Source organism: Sphaerisporangium siamense (genome assembly GCF_014205275.1).
GTDB lineage: Bacteria > Actinomycetota > Actinomycetes > Streptosporangiales > Streptosporangiaceae > Sphaerisporangium > Sphaerisporangium siamense.
This window is the reverse complement of sequence record NZ_JACHND010000001.1, coordinates 2,704,122-2,728,207: the sequence shown is the minus strand read 5'-3', so window position 1 is coordinate 2,728,207 and position 24,086 is coordinate 2,704,122. Positions and strand designations below refer to the sequence as shown.

Genomic DNA, 24,086 nt, shown 5'->3' with positions numbered 1-24,086 from the left:
AACAGATCACGTGCGATCGTACCGATACCCGGGCCATGCTCCGTGATCACATGACCACGCGACATCATGGAAACCGTCGCCGCCAACCCTCGCCGTCAGCACGCACCTCCCCGTGGGGCCGCCCGCCGGCCCGCGTACCTTTCCAGGGCATCACGAGAATGGGCGTTCTGGCGAGACCTCTCTAGTCAGATTTATCTAGAGACCGTCTGAATTGCCCGTTTATGGGCGATTATTAGGGTCACGACGGCGAAGAAACCCAACTGGACCACGGTCCCGGAGATCGCCTGCCACGGCACCGTGCCCTGCCGCAGCGCGTCCCCCAGGTCGCCGGACGCCGCAGGGGGCAGGAAGCTCACCACGTTGTTGACGACGTGCAGCGCGATCGGCGCCTCCAGGCCGCCGGTGCGCACCGCCATCCAGCCCATCAGCACGCCGAAGCTGAAGACGTCCACGATGCCCCAGTCCGTGTAGGCGTGCAGCGAGGTGAACATCGCCGCGCCGAGCAGGATGCCCGGCCACGGGTTCCTGAAGTACGCGCCGAACCCTTGCAGCACCCAGCCGCGGAAGACGTACTCCTCGGTCGCCGCCTGGAACGGCACCAGCACGACGACCACGAGCAGCGCGGGCAGGAACCGCTCCCAGCCCACCCAGCCGAACAGCTCCCCCACGCCCTCGCCCGTGGCGGCGTAGGTCAGCGCCATGGCGACCTGCCCCAGGATCACCGCCCCCAGCGCCACGAGGAGGCAGATCAGCAGCCACCCCCACCGCAACCGGCCCGCCACCGACGACAGCGTCCCCGGCGGGCGCCGCTGCACCAGCCACGCCGCCCCGAACACGAACGGCAGCACCAGCGCGATCGACAGCAGCATCACCGACAGTTCGAGCACCGGGTCCCCGAACGTGGCGCCGTCCACGAGCATCGGGACACCGGAGAGCTGGGCCACGATCGTCCCGCCCAGCAGCACCACGACCGCCACGCCGACGAACGCCGCCGCGATCACCACCGTGCCCACCAGCGGACGCCACCACCGGTTCACCGGCGTCCGCGCCATGTGGTCGTACCGCGTCCCCGGCGCCACCGGCACGGCCCACGGCTCCGGCCCCGGCGGCGCCTGCCACGGCGGAGGCCCAGGGAAATAGGCCCCACCCCCCGGCTCCCCCGCCGGCGGACGCTGCTGCGACGGATCGTACATATCCCCATTCTCCCCACCCACCCCCAGCCCCAGCGATCGCCCCGTACCGGCTCCGTAACGACGCCCCGGTATAGGCCCTCACCTCCAGACAAGGTCCTCACCTCCGGGCCCCGGGGGCCCTCCGGCTCGGGCTGTGTTTTCCCAGGGGGCTCCGCCCCCCTCGCCCCCCCGACGAGGGGCTGCCGCCCCTTGAACTCCCCGCTCTATAACCCCACCGCGACGTGTTCTATCGGCGAAATGACACTATTTCCGTAAGCCTGATCGAGACGAAGAGCAGAAGGTCTATGGCCTCTCTTCATACGGCTGCACAGACAAGGACCGCCCGCGTAGCCTGAAGTCCCTGCGGCTTCAGGAGGTCAGGGCTTCATGGGCGACGAAGCTACGATCGGGGCCAGGCTGCGGACCCTGCGCCGCTGGCGTCGTATGACCCTCGCTCAGGTAGCGGGACAAGCCGGGCTGAGTACCGGCTTCCTCTCCATGGCCGAGCGCGGGCTGCGAACTCTCGATCGCCGTTCCCATATCGCCGCCCTGGCGGCAGCCCTACGGGTCAGCGAGGCGGACCTGACCGGAGGGGCGTACCTGTCCGCCGATCTTGTACAGGCGGAGCCGCATATCACCATCCCCAACCTCCGCGCCGCTCTGTTGACGAACACACTCACCGCACCCGCCGTCGCCGACGCGCGCCCTCTGACCGAGTTGGTTGCGGAGATGGCCCGCATCGACCGGAGTGAACACAAGTTCACGGACGTCGGCCGAATGCTGCCCGGGCTGATCGACGAGCTGCACGTACACGCGTGCGCACCTGTCGACGAGGCCGCATACCGTCTCGCACTCTCCACCCTGATCGACGCTTTCCAGACCGCCACCTTCGTCCCTAAGGATCTTGGATACGGGGATCTCGCATCCATCGCCGCCATGCGTGCCTCCGAGGTCGCGAGAACGCTCGGAGATCCCATCAGCCTGGGCAAGGCGGCTTCCCTACGGGTTCATACTTTGCCGACGACCTCGTGGCAGGTGAAGCTGCGCACAGCCGAGACCGCGGCCGAGGCGCTGCAACCTCAGGTTGCCGACGGCCTCGGGATTCAAGTCCTGGGAATGCTCACGCTCGCGAGCGCTCTGGCCGCGACCGTGGCCCATAATGCTGGCCGTGCCGATCACTGGCTTGCGCAGGCTGACCAACTGGCCCGCCGGATTCCCGACACCCCTGGCGAAAACTGGGGCGCGTTCTCCGTCTCCAATGTCGCGGTGTGGCGGATCGCCCTGGCGGTCGAGCGTGGGGAGTCCGGTGGCACCGTTCTGAACCTGGCTCGCCACGTCGATGAGCGAAGGCTTGCGGCTCGGAGTGGACGGCATTCCGCGTTCCTCGCCGACATCGGCAGAGCGCTGGCCCGTGAGCGGCGTACCAGGGGCGAGGCCGTGCAGTGGCTGCTTCGCGCGGAGCGCGTCGCACCACACAAGATTCGTAACGACGTCAAGGTCAAGGAGACGGTCGCCGTCATGCTCGAGCAGGGCAAGGGAGCAAGCCTCGACCGCGAGCTACGAGGTATGGCCTCTCGCATGGGCGTTGCGCACTGATTCTCACGTCGCGACCTCGTACGGCATCCGGATAAGCGGGCCCTGCCTTTCCTGGGAGGCTGTTTCGGACGAGACCGGGGCGACGTGATGAGCGGGGAGTATGAGGGGCGGCAGCCCCTCATCGGGGGGCGAGGGGGGCGGAGCCCCCTGGGAAAACACAGCCCGAGCCGGAGGGCCCCCAGGGCCCGGAGGCGAGGACCGTTTGCCGTCGAAGCGCGGCGTCGCTCTCGCGCTCACGGTGTACGACGGCGCCCACACCCCATCGGCGTTCGCCTTCGACCCGGTACGCCGCGCGGTGTTGTTGGTCGCAGGAGACAAAACGGGGAACTGGCAGAGCTGGTACGACGTTAATATCCCGCTCGCCGAGAAGCGTTACCAGGCTCATCTTGGCGAGCTAGAGACCAGGGAGTACAAGTGACCACTGTTGGCTGGGAGGAGACCAAGCGCAAGGTCCATGAGCGCCGTGAGGCCGCGGGGCTGCCGGTAAGGTCACCTGAGCAGAAGCGGGCGGCGATGGATCGGTTGATCGCCGAGACGCGTGGGCACAGGCTCGCAGAGATCCGACAGGAGCAGTCCTTGACGCAGCGGGACGTCGCCGTATCAATGGGTGTTTCCGCTCCTCGCGTATCCGCGATCGAGCACGGCGAGGTCGACCGGGCCGAAGTGTCAACTCTCCGCTCCTATGTGGAAGCACTCGGCGGCAAGTTGCGGGTGGTAGCCGACTTCGGAGACACGGAATATCGGCTTGCCTGAGCGCGGATCCATGTTCACAGGCAGCCGCCGATTTTTCGATACGGGCCACATGGCCCGCACCGGCGACCGCCCGCCGCCACACACCAGTACGCGACCGTGATCCCGGCCTTTACGGCATGGACGGGCGCGATCAGGAGGTGGGGTGGGTGCGGGTGAGGCCGGCGGCGCGGCCTTTGGTGGCTATTACTTCGGCCATTTTGCGGCTGGCTTCGTCGATCATTTCGGTGCCGAGCATGACGGCGCCGCGGCGTTCCACTGTGGTGGCGTGGTCGTAGGCCTCCAGGATCGCCTCGGCGTGGTCGTAGTCGGCCTGGGACGGGGAGTAGATCTCGTTGGCGGTGTCGATCTGGGTCGGGTGGAGGACCCATTTGCCGTCGAAGCCGAGGGCGGCGGATCTGCGGGCGACCTTGGTGAAGCCGTCGAGGTCCTTGATCTGGAGGTAGGGGCCGTCGATGGCCTGGAGGTCGTTCGCTCTGGCGGCCATGAGGATGCGCATGAGCACGTAGTGGTAGGCGTCGCCCTCGGTGTAGCCGGGGGGCTGCTGGCCGACGACGAGGGTCTTCATGTTGATGGACGCCATGAAGTCGGCGGGGCCGAACACCAGGGTCTCCAGGCGGGGCGAGGCGGCGGCGATGGCGTCGACGGCGACCAGGCCGCGCGCGTCCTCGATCTGGGCCTCGATGCCGATGCGCCCGGCGGGCAGGCCCGTGGCCTTCTCGATCTGGGTGAGGAGGGTGTCCAGCCAGGCGACCTGGCCGGCGTCGCTCACCTTGGGCAACATGACGCAGTCGAGGGCGTCGCCGGCCGCCTCGACGACCTCGATGACGTCGCGGTACGTCCACATGGTCGACAGGTCGTTGACCCGGACGGCGACGGTCCTGCCGGTCCAGTCGCCGGTGCGCAGCGCGGCGGCGACGTTCTTCCTGGCCTCTTCCTTGGCCTGGGGGGCGACGGAGTCCTCCAGGTCGAGGAACACCTCGTCGGCGGGCAGTCCCTGCGCCTTCTCCAGGAAGCGGGGGTTGCTGCCGGGCACGGCGAGGCAGGAACGTCGGGAGCGCATGCGCACCACCGTAGCCCTCGGAGCGGTCCTGCCGGGCTCGCGGGGTGCCTGTGGGGGCGTCACAAAGGGGAGCGCCGGTTCTTGGCGGGGATCTCGTACGGCTTTCGGAACCGACCTTCCCGACAATAGAGACCAAGCATCGGTAAAGGGATCTAGAGGGAGTAAGACAATGAGCGATGCATCTGTGGCGGTTCGACCCGCCGTACTGTCCGACCTCGTCCCCGCCGTCCCCAGCAAGCTGGTCAGGGACATCGCGCTGGTCGTGGGCGCCGCCGGGCTCGTCGGCGTGGCCGCGCAGGTCAGCATTCCCCTGCCGGGAACCCCGGTGCCGCTGACGCTCCAGACCTTCGCCGTGCTGCTGTCCGGCGCGGCGCTCGGCCTGCCGCGCGCGTTCGCCGCCATGGCGCTGTACCTGGTGATCGGGCAGCTCGGCGTGCCGTGGTTCGCGCCGAACGGCGGCAACGCGACGCTCGGATACGTCGTCGGGTTCATCCTCGCGGCCTCGGTCGCCGGGGCCCTCTCCCGCAGGGGCGGGGACCGCACGCCGCTGCGCACGGTCGCCACGATGACCTTCAGCACCGTGCTCATCTACGCGATCGGCGTCCCGTGGCTCATGGTCGCCAGGTCGATGGACCTGCCCGCGGCCTTCGACGCGGGCGTGGTGCCGTTCCTGATCGGGGACGGGCTCAAGGTGCTCGCCGCGGCGGCGCTGCTGCCCGGCGCCTGGAAGCTGCTCGACCGCTGATCTTCACGGCGCCCGGCCACGGCCGGGCGCCGGCCGCCGTACATTGCTGGTGTGAGCCTCTCGCTGATCGAAGAAGCCGCGAAGAAGTCGAGCGTGCTGTGGATCTCGCTGCCGGCGGGCGACCGGCTGGCCTGGCACGTGTGGCACGACGGCGCGCTCTACGTAGTCACCGGCGGCGGCGAGCAGGCGCTCCCCGGTCTGGTGGACGCCGCGCGGGTCACGGTGACGCTGCGCAGCAAGGACAACGGCGCCCGGCTGGTGGCGTTCGAGGCCCGCGTCCGCGTGGTCGATCAGTCGTCGCCCTCGGAGGGGGACGCCGGGGCCATCGCGGCGCTGGCGAAGGAGCGGCTGAACGCGCCCGACGCGGCGGGGCTGGCCTCCCGCTGGGCCGCGGGCTCCTCGGTGGTCCGGCTGGCCCCCGACGTGGCGGTCTGAGCCAGCAGGGCCCCGGCGAGCACGACGGCTCCCCCGGCGATCTGCGCCGCGCCGAGGTGTTCGCCCACCAGGATCCACGCGATCACCGCGCCGGTGACGACCTCCAGGGACGCCACGGTGGCGCCGACGGCGGCCGACAGGCGGCGCACGGCGGTGACGCCGGTGATGTAGGCGAGCACGGTGGCCACGGCGATGAGCCACAGGGCGGCGACGTACACGGGCAGCGTGTGCCCGCCGAGCGTGGCCGCCGACCCGAACGCGCTCCAGGGGATCTCCCACGGCCGGGACAGCGGCGCGAGCACCACGGCGGCGCCGGCCAGGCCCCAGGCGATGAGGCCGAGCGGGTCCACCTCGCCGCCGGTGCCGTCGCTCATGAGGAAGTAGCCGGCGCAGCAGGCGGCGGCGACGAGGCCGAGCAGCAGCCCGACGCCGTCCAGGGCGAACCCGCGCCAGACCTCGACCACCACGCCGAGCCCCACGAGCACGATCACCGCCCCGGCGTACGCCGAGCGCGGCAGCCGCACGCCGCGGACGAACCGCACCCAGAACACCACCAGGACCGGTGAGGTGTACTCCAGCAGGAGGGCCACGCCGACCGGCAGGCGGGTGATGGCGACGAAGAACAGGGCCTGCACCCCGGCGACGGCGACGAGCCCGTAGGCGGCGTAGAAGCCGAGCCTGCCCCGGGGGACGCGCAGGGACCTCGGGCGGAAGACGGCGAGGATCGCCAGCAGCAGGATCGCGGCCCCCGCCATGCGCACCCAGACGGCCTGCAGTGGAGTGAGGCCGCCCGCCCCGAGGAACTTGGCCATGGAGCCGGAGAACCCGAAAGTCCAGGCGGACAGGACGGCAATCCCCAGCGCCGCGCCTCTCATCAGCCAAGCCCTCCCCGTAATGAGCGTAAGGTCCTTTTGATCCTGTCACGGGGCGGCCGACGGCATCAAGGCATATCCGGGTGCCGAGACGGTTGAGAGGGCTTTTACGGGGGCGGGGCACGGCTCACCCCCTCTGACCTCGTACGCTGCGGTAGTGAGGATCTTCGTCGCCCGGCTCGCCGGAACCCCGGTGTTCGACCCGGCGGGCGACCAGCTCGGGCGCATCCGCGACGTCGTGGTGGCCATGCGCCCCGCCGACCCTCCGCGCGTGCACGGCCTCGTCGTCGAGGTCCAGCCGCGCCGCCGCGTGTTCCTGCCCGTCACGCGGGTCCGCGGCGTCGAGGCCGACGCGGTGATCTTCACGGGCACGATCAACATGCGGCGGTTCGAGAAGCACGCGACCGAGTCGCTGGCCCTCGGCGAGCTGCTCGACCTGTCCGTCGAGGTGGGCGGCGAGAAGGTGATCGTCCTGGACCTGGCCATGGAGCAGGTCAGAAGCGGCGAGTGGCTGATCACCAAGGTGGCGGTGCTGCGCGGCGCGGCCGGGCGCGGCCTGCGGCGGCGGCGCGGCGAGACCCTGATCGTGGACTGGGCGGACGTCAAGGGGTTCGGCGCCGTGCAGGACGACCAGGGCGCCGCGGGCCTGCTGGCCGCCTTCGAGGAGACCCGCCCCGCCGACCTCGCCAACGCCCTGCGCCACCTGCCCGACAAGCGCAGGGCCGAGGTGGCCTCCGCGCTGCAGGACGACCGGCTCGCCGACGTGCTGGAGGAACTGCCCGAACGCGACCAGATCGGCATCCTCGGCCGCCTCGACGCCGAGCGGGCCTCCGACGTCCTCGCCGCCATGGACCCCGACGACGCCGCCGACCTGCTCCAGGACCTGCCGCCCGCCCAGGCCCAGGCGCTGCTGTCCCGCATGGAGCCCCGCGAGGCCGCCCCGGTGCTGCGCCTGCTGACCTACGCCGAGAACACCGCGGGCGGCATGATGACCAGCGTGCCGATCGTGCTGCCGCCGCACGCCACGATCGCCGAGGCGCTCGCCCAGGTCCGCCGCCAGGAGTTCACCCCCGCCGTCGCCGCCCAGGTGTACGTCACCCGGTCGCCGATCGAGACGCCGACCGGCAGGTACCTGGGCGTGGCGCACTTCCAGCGCCTGCTGCGCGACCCGCCGTCCGCGCTGCTCGGCACCGCCGTGGACAACAGCGTCGATCCCATACGCCCCGACATGCCCCTGCGCGAGGTGACGTCGTACCTGGCGTTCTACAACCTGGTCGCCGTCGCGGTGGTGGACGAGCTCGGGCGGCTGCTCGGCGCCGTGACCGTGGACGACGTGCTGGACCACCTGCTGCCCGCGGACTGGCGCGAGCGGGACGAGCAGACGCCGGAGGTGGACGGTGGTGAGCGGTGACGACCGACCGTCTCGACCAGCCGAGGGGGGTCCGCCGCGGCATCCGCCCCCACTACGACGCCGAGGCGCTGGGGCGGTTCTCCGAGAGGTTCGCCCGGTTCCTGGGGACCGCGCGGTTCCTGGCGTACATGACGGTGTTCATCACGGTGTGGCTGCTGTGGAACAGCGTGGCCCCGGACGGGCTGATCTTCGACCCCTACCCGTTCATCTTCCTGACCCTGCTGCTCTCGCTGCAGGCCTCCTACGCCGCGCCGCTGATCCTGCTCGCGCAGAACCGCCAGGCCGACCGCGACCGCGTGCAGGGCGAGCAGGACAGGACGGCCGGCGAGCGCAACCAGGCCGAGGTGGAGTACCTGACCCGGGAGATCGCCGGGCTGCGCATGGGACTCGGCGAGCTGGCCACCCGTGACTACCTCAGGAGCGAGCTGGAGCGTCTGATCGAGGAGGTGGGCGCCTCGCCGGACGGGCGCGGGCCTCAGGGCGCGGGGTCCGGGGAGGCGCAGAAGCCCTAAGGGAAGAGCTTGGCGAGCATCGCGGCGCACTGGCGCAGTTCCTCGTCGTCCAGCAGCCCCAGGAAGCGCCCGCGGACGGCGCGCATGTACGTCGGGGTCGCCTCGGAGAGCCGTTCCTCGCCCGCCGTCGTCAGCACCGCGTACAGGCCGCGCGCGTCGCTCGCGCACGCCTCGCGCTCCACCAGGCCCTCACGCTGGAGGCGGTCGATCAGGCGCGTCAGCCCGCTGCGCGACAGCAGCACCCGGTCGGCCAGGTCGTTCATGCGCAGGCGCCGCCCGGGGGACTCGAAGAGCTGGGACAGCACGTCGTAGGCGGCGGGCGCCAGGTCGTGCTTGCTCAGCAACGCGATTTCCAGGCTGCGGGTGATCTCGACCTGTGCCCGCTGAAGAATGCGCCAGACGATGAGCTGCTGCGGAGAGATCTCCGCCGTCATGGACGTCACGCGGTCATCCTAGAAGGTCGCATAACGCCACACACCCGACTCTTGACGTCTCATTACCCTCAAGCAAGGGTCCGTGATTCGTAGGATCGCCCCTGGGTTCGTAGCATGGATCCATGGCACCAACCCCAGAAGTGGTGACGGCTGCGCTCGCGACGGTCAACGACCCGGAGATCCGCAGGCCGATCACCGACCTTGACATGGTCAAGAGCGTCGACATCTCACCGGACGGGGTGGTGCGGGTCGGCGTCTACCTGACCGTCGCCGGCTGCCCCATGCGTGACACGATCACCCGCGACGTCACCGCCGCGGTCGCCAAGCTCGACGGCGTCACCCGCGTCCAGGTGGACCTGGACGTCATGAGCACCGAGCAGCGCAAGAACCTGCAGACCAAGCTGCGCGGCGGCCGGGGCCCGGAGAAGGAGATCCCCTTCGCCAAGCCCGGCTCGCTGACCCGCGTGTTCGCGGTGGCCAGCGGCAAGGGCGGGGTGGGCAAGTCCTCGGTGACCGTCAACCTGGCCGTCGCCATGGCGTCCTCGGGGTTGAAGGTCGGCGTGGTGGACGCCGACATCTACGGGCACTCCGTCCCGCGCATGCTCGGCGTGAGCGACCGTCCCACCAAGGTCGAGGACATGATCATGCCGCCGGTGGCGCATGACATCAAGGTCATCTCCGTGGGCATGTTCAAGCCCGCCGACGCCGGCAACTCCCCCGTCGTCTGGCGCGGGCCGATGCTCGACCGCGCGCTCCACCAGTTCCTCGCCGACGTCTACTGGGGCGACCTGGACGTCCTCCTCATGGACCTTCCCCCGGGCACCGGCGACATCGCGATCTCGGTGGCCCAGCGCATGCCCGGCGCCGAGATCCTCGTCGTGACCACCCCGCAGCAGGCCGCCGCCGAGGTCGCCGAGCGCGCGGGGTCGATCGCCACCCAGACCCACCAGCAGATCGCCGGCGTCATCGAGAACATGGCCTGGCTGCCCTGCCCGCACTGCGACGAGCGCATCGCGGTCTTCGGCGAGGGCGGCGGCCAGAGCGTCGCCGACGGGCTGACCCGCTCGCTCGGCGTCCGCGTGCCGCTGCTCGGCCAGGTCCCGATCGACCTGCGCCTGCGCGAGGGCGGCGACAACGGCAAGCCGCTGGTCCTGACCGACCCCGACTCCCCCGCCGCCACCGAGCTGCGGCGCATCGCCACGGGCCTCGGTAAGAAGTCCGGCAGCCTCAAGGGCCTCCAGCTCGGGCTGTCCCCCGCGGGCCGCTGAGCGGCCCTCTCAGGCCCGGCCAGGCCCATCACGGCGGCGCCGGGATCCGGACATACGGGAAGGGACCCACCTTCGGGTGGGTCCCTTCCTCACGTCATGGGCCGAGGGCCGCTCAGGTGGCCTCGGAGTCGTACGGCGGGATCTCGCCATAGGCCAGCTCGGCGGTGGCCGTCGCCGCGAACGGCTCGGCGACCGACGAGGACGCGCCGTCCGGGGAGGAACCGGCCGGGCTCGCGGTGACCACGGTCGGGTTCACCGGGCGCTGCCACTCCTCCTCGATGTCGGACAGCAGGTGCTTCCTGACGAAGTTCTTCGGGTGCAGGTCGGTCGGGTCGAAGTTCGCGAACTCCGGGCCGAGGTTGTCCTGCAGGTCGTTGCGCGCGTTGTTCGCCATCTGGCGTACCTGGCGCAGCATGCGCCCCGCCTGCTGGGCCGCCTGCGGGAGCTTCTCAGGGCCGAAGACCAGCAGGGCGATCACCACGAGCGCCAAGATCTCAGGCCACCCGAGTCCGAACACTGTGATCTCCTAGGCTCTACTACGCCGTGCCGGCCGCCGTCGGGATCGCCGCGGCGGCTTCTCCCAGACTAATGGCAGGGTCCGGTCACAGGCACCATACGAGGTGCCCATATCACGACGGCTGAGGGGTGGGGACGGCTACCGCGTCGATCGTCACGCGGGCCGTCATGTCGCGGCCGTCCCTGCGGAACTTGAGCGTCACCGTGTCGCCGGGCGCCTTGCTGCGGATCGCGACGATCAGCTCGGACTGGTCGCTCACCGGCTGGCCGTCGATCTCCATGATCACGTCGCCGGCCTTCAGGCCCGCCTTGTCCGCCGGGCCGCCGCGGACCACGGGCTCCTGCCCCTGGAGCGGGGCGGGGGCGATGCGCACGCCCTCGCCCTGGTAGTCGGGGTCGAGCTGGACGCCGATGCGGGACTTCTTGGCCGTACCGGTGGTGATCAGCTCCTCGGCGACCCGGCGCACGTGGTTGATCGGGATGGAGAACCCGAGGCCGATGCTGCCGCTCTGCGACCCGAACGAGCTGTTGCCGAGCGTGGCGATCGCCGAGTTCACGCCGATCACCTCGCCCGCGCCGTTGACCAGCGGGCCGCCCGAGTTGCCGGGGTTGATCGCCGCGTCGGTCTGGATGGCGTTGATGAAGGACGACTCCGTGCCGCTCTCGCCGCCCGCGGTCACGGGACGGTTCAGCGAGCTGACGATGCCGGTGGTGACCGTGCCGGACAGGCCGAGCGGCGAGCCGATCGCGATGACCGGGTCGCCGACGACGACGCGGTCGGAGTTGCCGATCGCGATCTCGGGCGCGCCGAAGGTGTCGTCGGGCTTGACCACCGCGATGTCGGAGCTCGGGTCGCGGCCGACGATCCTGGCGCTGCTGCTCTTCTTGTCGTTGAACGTGACCTTGATGGTGCCGCTCAGCGCCGCCGCCGCGGCCACGACGTGGTTGTTGGTGACGACGTAGCCGCCCTTGATCAGGAAGCCGGAGCCCGTGCCCGCCTCGCTGGAGCCCCGCACGTCCAGGGACACCACGCTGGGCAGCACCCGGGAGGCGACGCCCGCCACCGAGTCCGGGGCGCGGTTGACGATCGCGCCGGTCGGCGTGCCGAGCGTGTAGGACGGGTCGGAGCCGGAGTCGCCGCCGCGGGTGAGCAGGTAGGTGCCGAGGCTGCCCGCGGTCGAGGCGACCAGGGCGATCAGGACGGCCAGGCCGGCGAGCATGCCGGTCCTCGGCCCGCGCGGGCGCTCCGCGCCGGCGGGCGGGGCGCCGGGCGGGGGCGCCCAGCCCGGGCCCATGCCGAACGGGTTGCGCGGCGGAGGCGGGCCGTAGGGACCGCCGGGGCCGCCGGGGTATCCGCCGCCGGGCGGGCCGGAGTACGGGCCCGAGGGCGACGGCGGGACCGGCCCCGACGGGTTACCCCAGCCGGACGGGCTCTCCGCCGCCCACTCCGTCCGCCGCGCGGAGTCCGCGGGCGACTCGGCCGCGAACGGGACGAGCGTGTCGGCGTCGCGCGCCGCGTACGGGTTCGGAGCGTCGGACGGGTGATCGTCCCCCGAGCGGGCGAACGGGTTCGGCCCGGTGAAGGCGTCCGGCCCCGAGACCGGGCCGACCGACGGCCGGTCGAAGGCGGGCAGGAACTCCGGACGCACGCGCATCGGGCCCGTCTCGCCCTCAGGCGCGGGTCCCTCGGCGGAGCGCTGGGATGAAGCGGGCACGTCCCCGGCATCGTAGGCACGTGTCTCGTCGGTCATCGAACGCTCACTCCCGGGCTGTCGACGTCGGCTACGCCAGATTGTCTCTCCGACCGCATACGACCGTCGTAAACGACGCCCGTCAAGGGTCAACCCGATGCTATGCCCGGCGGCGCCGTGGACGGCACGACGGCCGCGCGGCGCCGCCCGCCGAGGTCAGGGCTGCCGTGACGTGCCGTCGACCCGCCCCGGCGCCAGGTACCCGGCGGGCGGGGTGGTGCGGTGCTGGTTGGCGAACATCTCGACCGGCGGCGACGACGGCCGGCTGCCCGCGCCGCCGACCATGAACAGCGTGCCGAGCGCCACGGCCGCCGAGGCGAAGCCGACGGCGACGTACCCGGCCCTGCGCCCGCCGTGCGAGCGCCCCGGGCCCGAGAAGCCCGCGCCGCGCCGCGGCCTGTTGTCCGACGGCGAGCTCAGCGTGTAGGTCGTAGTGGGAAACGGGCGGACCCGCGGCGGGATCGGCCCGCCCGGCTCGGCCATGCGCAGCAGCGACATGGTCAGGTCCGCCGGGACGGCGGGCGTGTCGAGCGACCGCAGGCGGCTCTTCAGCGCCCGGATCGAGTCGAGCTCGGCGCGGCAGTCCGCGCACAAGGTCAGGTGCGCCAGCGCCCGTTCGCGCTCGGCGTGGCCGAGTTCACCGTCTACGAGCGCCGATGCGCGCTCTCCGAGATGGCTCATGCTCCCTCCCTGGTAACGGTCGGGGGGAGTTCGTCACGGCGCGGCGCCCGGTGTTCGAGCGCCTCCCGCAACTGGCTGCGACCGCGGTGGATACGGCTGCGGACGGTGCCCAGCTTCACGCCGAGCGTCGCCGCGATCTCCTCGTAGGACAGGCCCTCGATGTCGCACAGCACGACGGCCGCGCGGAACTCCGGCTGGAGCGAGTCGAGCGCCGCCTGGATGTCGGGTTCGAGCTGGGCGTCGTCGAACACCTGGGCCGGGGACGGCTCGCGCCCGCGGAGGCGTTCCGCGGCGTCGTCGCCGAGCCCCTCGAACCTGATGCGCTGGCGGCGGCGCGCCATGTCGAGGAAGAGGTTGGTCGTGATGCGGTGCAGCCACCCCTCGAACGTGCCGGGGGTGTAACTGGACAGCGATCGGAACACCCGGACGAAGACCTCCTGCGTGAGGTCCTCGGCGTCGTGAACGTTGCCGGTCAGCCGGTAGGCCAGCCGATAAACGCGCGCCGAATGCGCGCGCACGACCTCCTCCCAGGTCGGAGGCGTCCACCCCTCCTCCGGCAACCGGGCGCCTCCCCCCGTCAACGCGTCGTCGGGAGTCTCAGCCTGGTGGTAGTCGTCCACCAGTACTCCTCTCTCCGGGACCACCGCTACAGCCATAGTGCCTGCTTTCGTCCCTTCATGCGCACCCACGGCCGAACGAAGCCGGACCGTGTCCATCGACCTGCCCCCTTGCGCGTCGACCCGTCATGACCTTCATAACGTTCGTCAGCGTTCGCGAACTTCCCCGAACTCGCGATCACGCGCTCGAACAAAGGTCGTTCAAAGCGTGCAACGTACCCGTTGTGGCGTGAGTTCCCGTTCGGCCCCGACTCCCCTAGGCTGCGACCAATACGTGGACCAATACGTGCGTCCGGCGAAAGCGGGGAGGGAGAGGCCGATGGCCCCGACGCCGACGAGTCCGGTGGAGGCCACCCTGGCCTACGCGGAGGAGTTCCATCACGAAGACGAGGTGCTGCGGGGCGCGAGGCGCCGCGGGGCCGAGGTCGGGGCCACCCCGATCCAGCCCGGCGGCGGCGCGGCCCTGAGCTTCCTCGCCACGGCGATCAACGCCAGGTCCGTGGTCGAGGTCGGCACGGGCTGCGGCGTCTCCGGCCTGTGGCTGCTGCGCGGCATGCGCCCGGACGGCACGCTGACCAGCGTCGACGTCGAGCCCGAGCACCAGCGCCTCGCCCGCCAGTCGTTCGCGGAGGCCGGGTTCTCCGGCAGCAGGGTGCGCCTGATCGCCGGCCGGGCGCTGGACGTCCTGCCGCGCCTGGCCGACGGCGGGTACGACCTGGTCTTCTGCGACGCGGCCAAGCAGGAGTACGGCGACTACCTGGCCGAGGCCGTGCGACTGCTGCGCGTGGGCGGCATCGTCGCCTTCGACAACGCACTCTGGCACAACCGGGTCGCCGACCCCGCGCAGCGCGACCCGGACACCGTGGCGATCCGCGAACTGGGCAAGCTGGTCAAGGGCGACGAGCGGCTGCGCGCGCTCATGCTGCCCCTGGGGGACGGCCTGCTGGCCGCCGTCAAGACCGCCGCCTGACGGCGGGGCCGCCTAGGAGGTCAGCCACTCCAGCAGCAGGCGCGTGCCGAAGCCCGTGGCCCCCTTGGTGAGGATGCCGTCGTCGGCCGTGCTGCGGGCCACCCCGGCGATGTCCAGGTGCGCCCAGCGGCGCCCGCCGGCGAACTCGCGCAGGAACAGCGCCGCCGTGATCGCGCCGCCGCCGTAGGTGTTCTCCGCGTCGATGTTGGACAGGTCGGCCACCGTGGAGTCCAGGGCGGGCCGGTACTCCTCCACCAGGGGCATGCGCCACAGCGGGTCGCCGGCGGCGGCGCCGGCCTCGATCAGCTCCTTGGCGAGGTCGTCGCTCGGGGAGAAGACGGCGCCGATGTCGCGGCCGAGCGCGATGCCGATCGCGCCCGTCAGCGTGGCGACGTCCACGATCGTGTCGGGGCGCAGGACGTCGTCGGCGTAGGCGAGGGCGTCGGCGAGCACGAGGCGGCCCTCGGCGTCGGTGTTGAGCACCTCGACCGTGCGGCCGCCGTAGTGGGTGATCACGTCGCCGGGACGCTGGGCCGAGCCGGAGGGCATGTTCTCGGCCGCGGCGACGAGCCCGGTGACCTTGCTCCGCGCGCCGAGCGCGCGCAGCGCCCCCAGCACCGAGATCACGACCGCGCCGCCCGCCATGTCGGTCTTCATGAACTTCATGCCGTCGGTGGGCTTGAGGGACAGGCCGCCGCTGTCGAAGGTGATGCCCTTGCCGGCCAGCACGACGTGCGTGCCGTCGTGGTCGGCGGGGTCGGGCTCGTAGGACAGGCTGATCAGGCGGGGAGTGCTCACCGAGCCCTGGCCGACCGCCAGGATGCCCCCGAAGCCCTCGGCGGCGAGATCGTCCGGCTCCCAGATGCGGACGCCCAGCCCGGAGCCCTCGGCGACCTCGGCGGCGCGGGCGGCCAGCCAGGCGGGGTTCTTCTCCGAGGACGGCGTGTTGGCGAGGTCGCGGGTGAGGGCGACGGCCCGGGCGACGACCTCGGCGCGCTCGACGGCGGACCTGGCCTCCTCGGGCCCCGACAGGCGGATCTCTTCGACGGGCCTGCCGCGGCTCGCGCCCACGCGCAGGCCGTAGGTGGCGAGGAGCGCGCCCTCGGCGAGCGCCGACCACGCGCGCGGGCCGGCCTCGGCGGGCAGCCGGACGTCCAGGGCGCGGCGGCCCCGGGCACGGCGCGCGAGGAGGGCCCCGGCCCGGCGCAGGGCCTGGGGGCCGGCGTCGCCGACGCCGTAGAGCAGCACGCGGCGCACCGTGTCCCCGTCGCCGACGGGGACCTCGACGATCTCGCCGGGCTCGCCCTTGGCCTCGTGATGGGCGAGCAGGGCGGAGGCGGGCAGGGGCAGGTCGACATCGGCGGTGAGATCGGCCGCGAAGGGCACGGCCAGCAGCTCCGCGTCGTGGGCGGGCGCGCCGGCGAATCTCAGCGAGGTCTCGATGGGCATGGTGATCCTTCCCCGGCCTGTGCGGTTGGTCGGCCGGTCGGATGTGCGACGGCCCCGGCGCGGGGCGCGCGGCCCGGCCGCCGGGGCCGTCGAATCGCCTGTGTCGGTGAGTTCTGTCAGGGGTATGTCAGCCGACGACGTTCTTCAGAGCGTCGCCAAGGGCTTTGGCCTCGTCCGGTGAGAGTTCGACGACAAGCCGGCCGCCACCCTCCAGAGGGACCCGCATGACAATGCCCCGCCCTTCCTTGGTGACCTCCAGCGGACCGTCGCCGGTCCGCGGCTTCATCGCCGCCATGCGTGTATCCCTTCCTGCCTCGGCCTCGGCGATGCCGGCTCACGGATCCCCCGTGACCGGTCGCCCGCCGCTTTCACGTCTTCTGTGACGTCCCATTATCCCGCCTCGCGAGCGCACATGGGTAACGATCTCCTCCCAGAATGCGTTGTCCGGGAACCGCGCGCCGACCAAACTGGTCTGTGTGAACGCCCGTGCCGCGCTTTTCGATCTGTACGGAGATCATTTGCGCATTCGCGCCGGTCGCGCGTCCGTGGCGGCCTTGGTCCGGCTTCTGGCGCCCCTCGACATCGCCGCTCCGGCCGTGCGGACCGCGATCTCTCGCATGGTCCGCCAGGACTGGCTGAAACCCGTCCGCCTGCCCCAGGGACCCGGGTACGCGCTGACGCCCAAGAGCGTCCTGCGCCTCGACGAGAGCGCCACGCGCATCTACCGCACGGGTGCGAGCGCGTGGTCGGGCCGCTGGCACGTCGTGGTCTTCGCCCCGGTGCGCGACCGCGCCAGGCGCGAGCGGCTGCGCGCCGATCTTTCGTTCCTCGGGTACGCCTGCCTGTCGGAGAGCACGTGGATCGGACCGCGCGCCTCGCCGGAGCTGGCGAGCCTGCTGGCGGAGCAGCAGGTGCGCGCCGACCGGTTCGACAGCACCCTCGACGGCGACCCGCACGAGCTCGTGGCCCGCGCCTGGGACCTCCCCGCGCTGGCGCGGGCCTACGAGGCGTGGACGGTCCAGGCCGTGGACCTGGTGGGCGCCCTGCCCGCGGACGCCCCGGACGACCGGGTCTTCGCGACGCGTAGCAGACTTGTCCACGGGTGGCGCAACTTCCTGTTCCACGACCCGGGGCTTCCGGCCGAGCTGCTGCCGCCGGCGTGGCCCGGGGAGAAGGCCCGCGCCTTCTTCGAGCAGGAGGCCGCCCGGCTGCTGCCCGCCGCCGCCGCATTCGTCGACCGCAACCTGGACAAAGGAGTCCACTGATGGACCAGCCGGCCCCCGCCTCCCCGACCGCCGACGCGCACGGCCACGACCACGTCCTGTACTCGGTGGAGGACTCCGTCGCCACGGTCACGCTGAACCGCCCCGAGGCCATGAACGCGCTGACCGTCCAGATGAAGGCGAGCCTGCTGGAGGCGCTGGAACGCGCGCGCGACGACGCCGGGGCGCGGGCCGTGCTGCTGACCGGCGCGGGCCGCGCCTTCTGCGCGGGCCAGGACCTGCAGGAGCACGCGGCCAACCTGGAGGCGGGCGTCGGCCTCGACGGCGCCGTGCGCGCGCACTACAACCCGATCGTCCTGACCGTGACCGGCATGGGCAAGCCGGTGGTCGCCGCCGTCAACGGCGTCGCGGCCGGCGCGGGGGCCTCGCTGGCCTTCGCCTGCGACTTCAGGGTCGCCGCCGAGGGCGCGAAGTTCGCCATGGCCTTCGGCGCGATCGGCCTCGCCCCCGACTCCGGCGCCTCGTGGACGCTGCCGCGCCTGGTCGGCCCGGCCAAGGCGCGCGAGCTGCTGCTGCTCGGCGACCCGGTCGGCGCCGAGGAGGCTCTGCGGCTCGGCCTGGTGACCTCCGTGGTGCCCGCGGGCGAGCTGGGGGCGCGGGCGCGCGAGCTGGCGGTCCGCCTGGCGCAGGGGCCCACGCTGGCCTACGGGGCGGTCAAGCAGGCCCTGGACTACTCGGCCGCGCACACCCTGGAGGACTCGCTGGAGGTCGAGGCCGACCTGCAGGACTTCTGCGCCAAGACCGAGGACCACGAGCGGGCCACCCGCGCGTTCCTGGCCAAGCAGAAGCCGGAGTTCCGGGGGCGCTAGCCCCCGCGCGTCAGCCGGAGGCGCGCACCCAGCAGTCGGCGACGTGGTCGTTCACCAGGCCGATGGCCTGCATCAGCGCGTACGCCGTCGTGGGGCCTACGAAGCGGAAGCCGTGACGCTTGAGCTCCTTGGCCAGCGCCGTGGAGCCGGAGGTGGTGGCGGGCACGTCGGCGAAGGTCTTCGGCACGGGGGAGCCCGGGTCTGCGTACCGCCAGACCAGCTCGGACACGCCGCCGGGGACCTCGGCGGCGACCCGGGCGTTGGCGATGGCCGCCTCGATCTTCATGCGGTTGCGGACGATTCCCGGGTCGGCCAGTAGACGGGCGACGTCGCCCTCGCCGAACGCCGCGACGGCGGGGATCGAGAAGCCGGCGAAGGCCGCGCGGAAGTTCTCGCGCTTGCGCAGGATGGTGAGCCAGGACAGGCCGGACTGGAACGCCTCCAGGGTGAGGCGCTCGAACACCAGGTCGTCGCCCCGGACGGGACGGCCCCACTCTTCGTCGTGGTAGCGGATGTAGTCGGGAGCGCTGGTCACCCAGCCGCAGCGGACAGGCTCAGGGGTCACGAACCCCGAGCGTACAAGCCCTGCCCGGATGGGCGGCACGGCCCCGTGGCCTCAGGAGGCGTCCTCGGGGTCGGGGCGCTCCCCGGCCGCGCGGCCGCCCCGCTTGGCGGCGGCGCGGGCGCCGGACCGGTCGCCGGCCGCCTCGAACGCGCCGCGCTCCTTGGGCGCTTCCTCGAACGCGCCCCGCTCCTGGGACGGCGCCTCGGCCACGCCGCGGTCCCCGGACGGCGCTTCCCCGTCCCCGTGGTCCTGGGCCGGCGTCTCCAAGGCCCCGCGCTCCTGGGCCGCCGGCGTGGCGGGCTCGCGCTTGTCCGGCTCCTCGAAGGGGCCGCGCTCCTCGGCGGGCGGCTCAGTGGACGGCTCAGTGGACGGCTCAGTGGACGGCTCAGTGGACGGCTCAGTGGACGGCTCAGTGGACGGCTCGGCGGTCAGGGCGCGCGTGGCCGTGTGGGGGCCGATGGCGCCGAACAGGGCCTCGGCCGTCTCGTGCGGGGCCACCTCCGGCTCCGGCTCGGGCGAGGCGATCGGCGCCCAGGAGGGCCGCACGTACGACTCCTGGCGGGCCTGGATGCGCCCGGCCAGCAGTTCCTCGACGCGCCTCTCCAGCACGGCGATGTGGGTGTCGCGCTGCCCGATCGCGGTCGCGGCCCGCTGCAGGGTCTCGTCGACGATCTGCGTGTGGTATCCGACCAGGCTCATCGGCAGATGCAGGTCCGCGAAGTCGGCGGCGGTGAGCTGCCCGGGCTCGGGAAGCTCCACGGGCGGCACGTCGGGGGCGAACTCGACGAGCTCTCCGCCACGCCCCTGGGAGACCGTCACCACGAAGTAAAGGACAGCGACCGCGGCGATGGCGAGAAGGACCAGCACATACGAATCGTGCCACATGGGTGCCTTTGAGCGCGCCTCGTTCCGGGGGACGCCGACCGTCAAGACCGCCCGGCGTGTGACAATCGGCGCATGACGGCAGCGTTGGTGCTCGGCCCCGCAGAACCGCTCGACCCGGCCTGGGCCGAGGCGGGCTCCGCGGCGGAGGCCGAGCGCCTGGTCGCCGAGGGCCGCACGGTCGCGGTGACCTTGTCGGGCGACGAGACCACACAGATCGCCGCCGCCGCGGTCTACGCCTGGCTCGGCGCCCGGGTCTTCCGCACCTCCCACCCGGACGGCGTGCGCCAGGCGGTCGCCATGACCGACTCCCTGGCCGGACGGCGTCCCCCTACGCTGACCCGCCGCGGCCTGGCCTAACCGTCCACGCAGGGCGATCAGCCGGTGGCCGACTCTCCGACCTCCTCGGGGGTCGGGGTCAGCGGGCGGGCGGGGCGTTCGAGGTGGCGGACCGCCTCCTCGACCGTGGTGGTCCACGAGATGGCGTCGTAGACGTTCGGACGGGTGAAGCCGCCCTCGTACATGTCGTCGACCAGGCGGCGCAGCGACTCGTACAGGCCCCAGGGGTCGAGGATCACCAGGGGCTTGTCGTGCAGGCCGAGCACGCGGGCCGTCCAGATCTCGAACAGCTCCTCCAGCGTGCCGATGCCGCCGGGCAGGACGAGGAAGGCGTCGGAGCGGGCGTCCATGACGCCCTTGCGCTCCCGCATGTCGGCCGTGATGATCAGCTCGTCGGAGTCGGTGTCGGCGATCTCCAGGTCCACCAGGGCCTGGGGCATGACGCCGACCGTACGGCCGCCGGCCTCGCGGGCGGCGCGGGTGACCGCGCCCATGCACGAGACCGTCGCGCCGCCGCTGACGAGCGTGTGCCCGCGCCGGGCCACCTCGGCGCCGACCTCGGCGGCGAGATCCAGGTACTTTCGGTCGATCTTCTGACTGGACGCGCAGAACACGCAGATCGCCATCGCCACGGCGGAAACCCTACCCGCCGCCCCGCGCTACCGGGCAAGCCGGACAGAGGGGGGCGAGGCGGCCAGCAGCGTCCTGGTGTACGGGTGGGACGGCCGGTCGAAGATGTCCTCCACGGGTCCCTCTTCGACGACCCGGCCGTCCTTCATCACCATGACCTGGTCGCTGACGCCGCGGACCACGGCGAGGTCGTGCGAGATGAAGACCATGGCGAGGCCGAGCCGGTGCCGCAGGCCGGCGAGCAGGTCGAGGATCTGCGCCTGGATGGAGACGTCCAGGGCCGAGACGGGCTCGTCGCAGACCAGCACGCCGGGGCCGGCGGCGAGCGCTCTGGCGATGGCCACGCGCTGGCGCTGCCCGCCGGACAGCCGGCGGGGCCGCCGGTCGAGATGCCCGGCGGACAGGCCGACCATGTCGAGCAGCTCCAGGGCGCGTGCGCGCCGCCCCGGGCCGCGGGGCAGGGCCTCGGCGATGATGCGGCCGACCGTCAGCCGCGGGTCGAACGAGCCCTGCGGATCCTGGTGGACGAGCTGGATGCGGCCCCGGCGCGGCCGGCGCCGCCGTTCCGGCAGGGCGGACCACGGCTCGCCGTCCAGCCGCACCTCCCCGGTGTCCGGCCGGACCAGGCCCATGAGGATCCGGGCGAGGGTGCTCTTGCCGGAGCCGGACTCGCCGACGACGCCGATCGTCTCCCCCGAGCGCAGGCGCAGCGAGACGTCACGGACGGCGGCGCGGGCGCCGTAGGACTTCCCGATCCCGGCGGCCTCCAGGACCACGCGGGAGCCGGGCGGCGACCCGGCCGTCCGCACGCGGGGGACGGCGTCGAGCAGCGTCCGGGTGTAGGGGTGTTCGGGCGCGCCGAGAACCCGCTCGGCGGGGCCGCTCTCGACCACCTCGCCGTCGCGGAGCACGGCGACGCGGTCGGCCAGCCGGGCGACCACGGCCGGGTCGTGGCTGATCAGCAGCAGTCCGGCGCCCGCCCGCCGTGCGTCGGCGAGCAGGTCGAGGATCCGCGCCTGGACGGTGACGTCGAGGGCGGTGGTGGGCTCGTCGGCGATCAGCACGCCGGGGCCGGCGGCCAGCGCCGAGGCGATGAGGGCGCGCTGCCGGAGGCCGCCGGAGAGCTCGTGCGGGTACTGGGCGGCGCGCACCCGCGGCTCCGGGACGCCGACCCGGCCGAGCAGGTCCACCACCCGCGCGCCGACCTCGCCGGAGGGCACCGTGCGATGGATGATCATCGGCTCGGCGACCTCGGCGCGGACGCGGCGCAACGGGTCCAGGGACCCGAGCGCGTCCTGGGCGACGAACCCCACGACCCGTCCCCGCACGGCGCGCCAGGCCCGCTCGTCGAAGTCGCGGGCGTCCCGCCCGCCGATCTCCAGCCGCCGGGCGCCGACGCTCGCCTCCGGGCCCGCCAGCCCCAGCAGCGCGCGGGCGATGGTGCTCTTGCCCGAGCCCGACTCGCCGATCAGGGCCAGGCATTCGCCGGGCCGTACCGTCACGTCCACGCCGCGGACGGCGGCGACCTCTCCGAAGCGGACGACGAGGCCCTCGGCCCTGATCATGCGGTCCTTCCCTCGGCCCGCGCCTGGAGCCACCGGCCCACGACGGTCACGGACATGACCACGGCGACGACCGCCAGCCCCGGGAAGACCCCGGGCCACCAGGCGACCGCCAGGTTCTCGCGCCCGTCGGCGAGCATCGCGCCCCACTCGACCGCCGGAGGCTCGGGCCCGAGGCCGAGGAAGCTCAGCGCGGACCCGGAGATGATGGACGTGCCCGTCCCGGTGGTGGCGAGCAGCAGCAACGGCCCGGCGACGTTGGGCAGGACGTGCCGCAGGACGATCACGGGCCACGGCGTGCCGAGGCCGATCGCCGCCTCCGCGTATCCGGACCTGACGGCCACCAGCGCCTGGCCGCGCACCACCCGCGCGTAGTTCGGCACGGCGGCCAGGCCCACGGCGACCAGCACGTTGGCGGTGCCGGTCCCGGTGAACGCGACGATGACCAGGGCCAGCAGCAGTTCGGGGACGGCGAGCGCCACGTCCAGGAGCCGCATGAGGGCCTGGTCCACCCGCCTGCCGCCGGCGGCGGCCACGAGCCCGATCACCGTGCCGCCGAGCGCGCCGAGCACGGTGGCGCCGATCCCGATGAGCAGCGAGGTGCGCGCGCCGTACACGACGCGCGCCAGCACGTCCCTGCCGAGTTCGTCGGTGCCGAACAGGTGGCCGGCGCCCGGGGGGCTCAGGGCCGCCGTGAGGTCCGTGACGGCCGGGTCGCGGCCGGTCAGCAGCCCGGGGAACGCGACGGCCACGGCCAGGGCCACCAGGACGGCCCCGGCCAGCGCGGGCCCGGCCGGCCGCGCCCGGGAGGCGCGGGCGAAGACGCCGGGGATCACGTGACGGCCCCCGGAGCGCGCAACCGCGGGTCGATCGCCAGGTAGGCCAGGTCCACCAGCAGGTTGACGACGACGAAGGCCGCCGCCGACACCAGCATCAGCGCGCTCACCACGGGAATGTCCCTGCTCCCCACCGCCGTCACCAGGACGCGGCCGAGGCCCGGCCGGGCGAAGACGGTCTCGGTGAGCACCGCGCCGCCCATCAGGGCCCCGGTGATCCACCCCGACAGGGTGACCACGGGCAGCGCGGCGTGCCGCAGCGTGTGGCGGGCCAGCAGCCTCCGCTCCCCCGCGCCGCGGGCGCGGGCGGTCAGCACGAACGGCGCGTCCCTGACCGCGTGGAGCTGCTGCCGTATCACCTGGGCGAGCACCCCGGCGAGCGGCAGCGCCAGGGTGAGCGCGGGCAACACCAGCGCCTGCGGGCCGTCCGCGCCCGCCGCGGGCAGCAGCCCGAACCGGAAGGAGAACACGGCGAGGCCCAGGATGCCCAGCCAGTAGGACGGCACCGAGAGGGCGAGCAGGCCGATGCCATTGGCGATCGCGCCCGCCGCGCCGCCCCGCCCCCCGGTGGCGAGCGCCGCGCAGAACGCCAGCGCCACCGACACGACGGCGGAGCTGACGGCCAGCTCGACGGTGGGGCCGACCTGGTCGGCGAGCACCTGGGACACCGGGAGCCCGAACTGGTAGGACCGGCCGAGGTCGCCGGTGGCCAGCGCGGCCATGTGCCGCAGGTACTGCGCCGGCAACGGGTCGTCGAGGCCGTAGTCCTGCCGGATCTGCGCGCGGACCTGCGGCGGGGCGCCGCTGTTGGGGCCGAGCACGGCGTCGGCCACGTCGCCGGGCAGCAGGTGCAGCGCGGCGAAGGCCAGCGAGGCCGCCGCCCACAGCACCGCGATCCCGGCGAGCGCGCGCCGCGCCGCGAACCGGAGCACGCTGCC

The 24,086-nt window shown here is 72.6% G+C and carries 27 protein-coding genes; 11 read left to right on the top strand and 16 right to left on the bottom strand.

Annotated features, from left to right (window positions below; all coding sequences use genetic code 11):
• Positions 1-191 precede the first annotated feature (191 nt).
• The gene (locus BJ982_RS12700) at positions 192-1,193 is read right to left on the bottom strand and encodes a CPBP family intramembrane glutamic endopeptidase (RefSeq protein ID WP_184879819.1); all 1,002 of its coding nucleotides are present in this window, start codon (positions 1,191-1,193) and stop codon (positions 192-194) included.
• A 366-nt stretch (positions 1,194-1,559) separates the two neighbouring features.
• Here BJ982_RS12700 and BJ982_RS12695 point away from each other — a divergent pair, with 366 nt between their 5' ends.
• The 3 genes from BJ982_RS12695 to BJ982_RS12685 all read left to right on the top strand — a co-directional run bounded on the left by BJ982_RS12695 (position 1,560) and on the right by BJ982_RS12685 (position 3,521).
• Complete coding sequence (locus tag BJ982_RS12695) at positions 1,560-2,768, top strand: helix-turn-helix domain-containing protein (protein ID WP_184879817.1); 1,209 nt, start codon at positions 1,560-1,562, stop codon at positions 2,766-2,768.
• Between the two features lie 202 nt (positions 2,769-2,970).
• A complete protein-coding gene (locus tag BJ982_RS39290) occupies positions 2,971-3,186 on the top strand; it encodes a type II toxin-antitoxin system RelE/ParE family toxin (protein ID WP_373869655.1) in 216 nt (71 codons plus the stop codon).
• Positions 3,183-3,521, top strand: a complete 339-nt coding sequence (locus BJ982_RS12685) for an XRE family transcriptional regulator (RefSeq protein ID WP_184879813.1) — start codon at positions 3,183-3,185, stop codon at positions 3,519-3,521. The genes BJ982_RS39290 and BJ982_RS12685 overlap by 4 nt, the downstream gene beginning before the upstream one ends.
• Positions 3,522-3,651: 130 nt before the next feature.
• Here BJ982_RS12685 and BJ982_RS12680 read toward each other — a convergent pair whose 3' ends face one another.
• A complete protein-coding gene (locus tag BJ982_RS12680; RefSeq protein WP_184879811.1) occupies positions 3,652-4,581 on the bottom strand; it encodes an HpcH/HpaI aldolase/citrate lyase family protein in 930 nt (309 codons plus the stop codon).
• 169 nt (positions 4,582-4,750) lie between these two features.
• On the opposite strand from BJ982_RS12680, the gene BJ982_RS12675 reads away from it, so the two are divergent.
• The gene (locus BJ982_RS12675) at positions 4,751-5,326 is read left to right on the top strand and encodes a biotin transporter BioY (RefSeq protein WP_184879809.1); all 576 of its coding nucleotides are present in this window, start codon (positions 4,751-4,753) and stop codon (positions 5,324-5,326) included.
• Positions 5,327-5,616: 290 nt separating this feature from the next.
• Here BJ982_RS12675 and BJ982_RS12670 read toward each other — a convergent pair whose 3' ends face one another.
• Positions 5,617-6,636, bottom strand: a complete 1,020-nt coding sequence (locus BJ982_RS12670) for an EamA family transporter (protein ID WP_184879807.1) — start codon at positions 6,634-6,636, stop codon at positions 5,617-5,619.
• A 154-nt stretch (positions 6,637-6,790) separates the two neighbouring features.
• Here BJ982_RS12670 and BJ982_RS12665 point away from each other — a divergent pair, with 154 nt between their 5' ends.
• On the top strand, positions 6,791-8,044 hold the full coding sequence (locus BJ982_RS12665) for a magnesium transporter MgtE N-terminal domain-containing protein (protein ID WP_307784643.1): 1,254 nt from the start codon (positions 6,791-6,793) through the stop codon (positions 8,042-8,044).
• Positions 8,041-8,556, top strand: a complete 516-nt coding sequence (locus tag BJ982_RS12660) for a DUF1003 domain-containing protein (protein ID WP_184879805.1) — start codon at positions 8,041-8,043, stop codon at positions 8,554-8,556. The genes BJ982_RS12665 and BJ982_RS12660 overlap by 4 nt, the downstream gene beginning before the upstream one ends.
• Here BJ982_RS12660 and BJ982_RS12655 read toward each other — a convergent pair.
• The gene (locus BJ982_RS12655; protein ID WP_184888745.1) at positions 8,553-8,990 is read right to left on the bottom strand and encodes a MarR family winged helix-turn-helix transcriptional regulator; all 438 of its coding nucleotides are present in this window, start codon (positions 8,988-8,990) and stop codon (positions 8,553-8,555) included. The two genes, BJ982_RS12660 and BJ982_RS12655, sit on opposite strands and share 4 nt — an antisense overlap.
• A gap of 122 nt (positions 8,991-9,112) precedes the next feature.
• Between BJ982_RS12655 and BJ982_RS12650 the strand changes: the two genes are divergently transcribed.
• A complete protein-coding gene (locus BJ982_RS12650) occupies positions 9,113-10,258 on the top strand; it encodes an Mrp/NBP35 family ATP-binding protein (RefSeq protein ID WP_184879803.1) in 1,146 nt (381 codons plus the stop codon).
• 112 nt (positions 10,259-10,370) lie between these two features.
• On the opposite strand, the gene BJ982_RS12645 is transcribed toward BJ982_RS12650, so the two are convergent.
• The 4 genes from BJ982_RS12645 to sigE form a co-directional block, all read right to left on the bottom strand.
• Complete coding sequence (locus BJ982_RS12645; protein WP_184879801.1) at positions 10,371-10,775, bottom strand: sec-independent translocase; 405 nt, start codon at positions 10,773-10,775, stop codon at positions 10,371-10,373.
• 112 nt (positions 10,776-10,887) lie between these two features.
• Positions 10,888-12,525 (bottom strand): S1C family serine protease, encoded by a 1,638-nt coding sequence (locus BJ982_RS12640; RefSeq protein WP_203959171.1) that lies wholly within the window; start codon positions 12,523-12,525, stop codon positions 10,888-10,890.
• Between the two features lie 156 nt (positions 12,526-12,681).
• Positions 12,682-13,206, bottom strand: coding sequence for an anti-sigma factor (locus BJ982_RS12635; protein WP_184879799.1), 525 nt, complete (start codon positions 13,204-13,206; stop codon positions 12,682-12,684).
• Positions 13,203-13,862 carry an RNA polymerase sigma factor SigE gene (gene sigE, locus BJ982_RS12630; RefSeq protein ID WP_184612177.1) on the bottom strand — a complete coding sequence of 220 codons (660 nt, stop codon included), beginning with the start codon at positions 13,860-13,862 and terminating at the stop codon, positions 13,203-13,205. Before sigE ends, BJ982_RS12635 begins: the two co-directional genes overlap by 4 nt.
• A gap of 280 nt (positions 13,863-14,142) precedes the next feature.
• Between sigE and BJ982_RS12625 the strand changes: the two genes are divergently transcribed.
• Positions 14,143-14,793, top strand: coding sequence for an O-methyltransferase (locus BJ982_RS12625; protein ID WP_184879797.1), 651 nt, complete (start codon positions 14,143-14,145; stop codon positions 14,791-14,793).
• 12 nt (positions 14,794-14,805) lie between these two features.
• Here the strand turns inward: BJ982_RS12625 and BJ982_RS12620 are convergent, their stop codons facing one another.
• Together BJ982_RS12620 and BJ982_RS12615 are read right to left on the bottom strand one after the other, a co-directional pair.
• Positions 14,806-16,242, bottom strand: coding sequence for a leucyl aminopeptidase (locus BJ982_RS12620; RefSeq protein WP_184879795.1), 1,437 nt, complete (start codon positions 16,240-16,242; stop codon positions 14,806-14,808).
• A 127-nt stretch (positions 16,243-16,369) separates the two neighbouring features.
• A complete protein-coding gene (locus BJ982_RS12615; protein ID WP_184612174.1) occupies positions 16,370-16,537 on the bottom strand; it encodes a DUF3117 domain-containing protein in 168 nt (55 codons plus the stop codon).
• Positions 16,538-16,718: 181 nt separating this feature from the next.
• Here BJ982_RS12615 and BJ982_RS12610 point away from each other — a divergent pair, with 181 nt between their 5' ends.
• Together BJ982_RS12610 and BJ982_RS12605 are read left to right on the top strand one after the other, a co-directional pair.
• Complete coding sequence (locus tag BJ982_RS12610) at positions 16,719-17,507, top strand: PaaX family transcriptional regulator (protein ID WP_184879793.1); 789 nt, start codon at positions 16,719-16,721, stop codon at positions 17,505-17,507.
• A complete protein-coding gene (locus BJ982_RS12605) occupies positions 17,507-18,334 on the top strand; it encodes an enoyl-CoA hydratase-related protein (RefSeq protein ID WP_184879791.1) in 828 nt (275 codons plus the stop codon). The genes BJ982_RS12610 and BJ982_RS12605 overlap by 1 nt, the downstream gene beginning before the upstream one ends.
• Positions 18,335-18,344: 10 nt before the next feature.
• On the opposite strand, the gene BJ982_RS12600 is transcribed toward BJ982_RS12605, so the two are convergent.
• Positions 18,345-18,899 (bottom strand): DNA-3-methyladenine glycosylase I, encoded by a 555-nt coding sequence (locus BJ982_RS12600; RefSeq protein ID WP_184879788.1) that lies wholly within the window; start codon positions 18,897-18,899, stop codon positions 18,345-18,347.
• A 51-nt stretch (positions 18,900-18,950) separates the two neighbouring features.
• Positions 18,951-19,766, bottom strand: a complete 816-nt coding sequence (locus BJ982_RS12595) for a DUF2339 domain-containing protein (protein ID WP_184879786.1) — start codon at positions 19,764-19,766, stop codon at positions 18,951-18,953.
• A gap of 90 nt (positions 19,767-19,856) precedes the next feature.
• Here BJ982_RS12595 and BJ982_RS12590 point away from each other — a divergent pair, with 90 nt between their 5' ends.
• The gene (locus BJ982_RS12590) at positions 19,857-20,141 is read left to right on the top strand and encodes a hypothetical protein (protein ID WP_184879785.1); all 285 of its coding nucleotides are present in this window, start codon (positions 19,857-19,859) and stop codon (positions 20,139-20,141) included.
• A 17-nt stretch (positions 20,142-20,158) separates the two neighbouring features.
• Here BJ982_RS12590 and BJ982_RS12585 read toward each other — a convergent pair whose 3' ends face one another.
• From BJ982_RS12585 to BJ982_RS12570, 4 genes are read right to left on the bottom strand one after another with little or no spacing between them, the layout of a single operon-like run.
• Positions 20,159-20,746 carry an LOG family protein gene (locus BJ982_RS12585; protein ID WP_184888741.1) on the bottom strand — a complete coding sequence of 196 codons (588 nt, stop codon included), beginning with the start codon at positions 20,744-20,746 and terminating at the stop codon, positions 20,159-20,161.
• A 33-nt stretch (positions 20,747-20,779) separates the two neighbouring features.
• On the bottom strand, positions 20,780-22,315 hold the full coding sequence (locus BJ982_RS12580; RefSeq protein WP_184879783.1) for a dipeptide ABC transporter ATP-binding protein: 1,536 nt from the start codon (positions 22,313-22,315) through the stop codon (positions 20,780-20,782).
• Positions 22,312-23,148, bottom strand: a complete 837-nt coding sequence (locus BJ982_RS12575; protein WP_184879781.1) for an ABC transporter permease — start codon at positions 23,146-23,148, stop codon at positions 22,312-22,314. The genes BJ982_RS12580 and BJ982_RS12575 overlap by 4 nt, the downstream gene beginning before the upstream one ends.
• Complete coding sequence (locus BJ982_RS12570; protein ID WP_203959173.1) at positions 23,145-24,080, bottom strand: ABC transporter permease; 936 nt, start codon at positions 24,078-24,080, stop codon at positions 23,145-23,147. Before BJ982_RS12570 ends, BJ982_RS12575 begins: the two co-directional genes overlap by 4 nt.
• Positions 24,081-24,086: the final 6 nt, after the last annotated feature.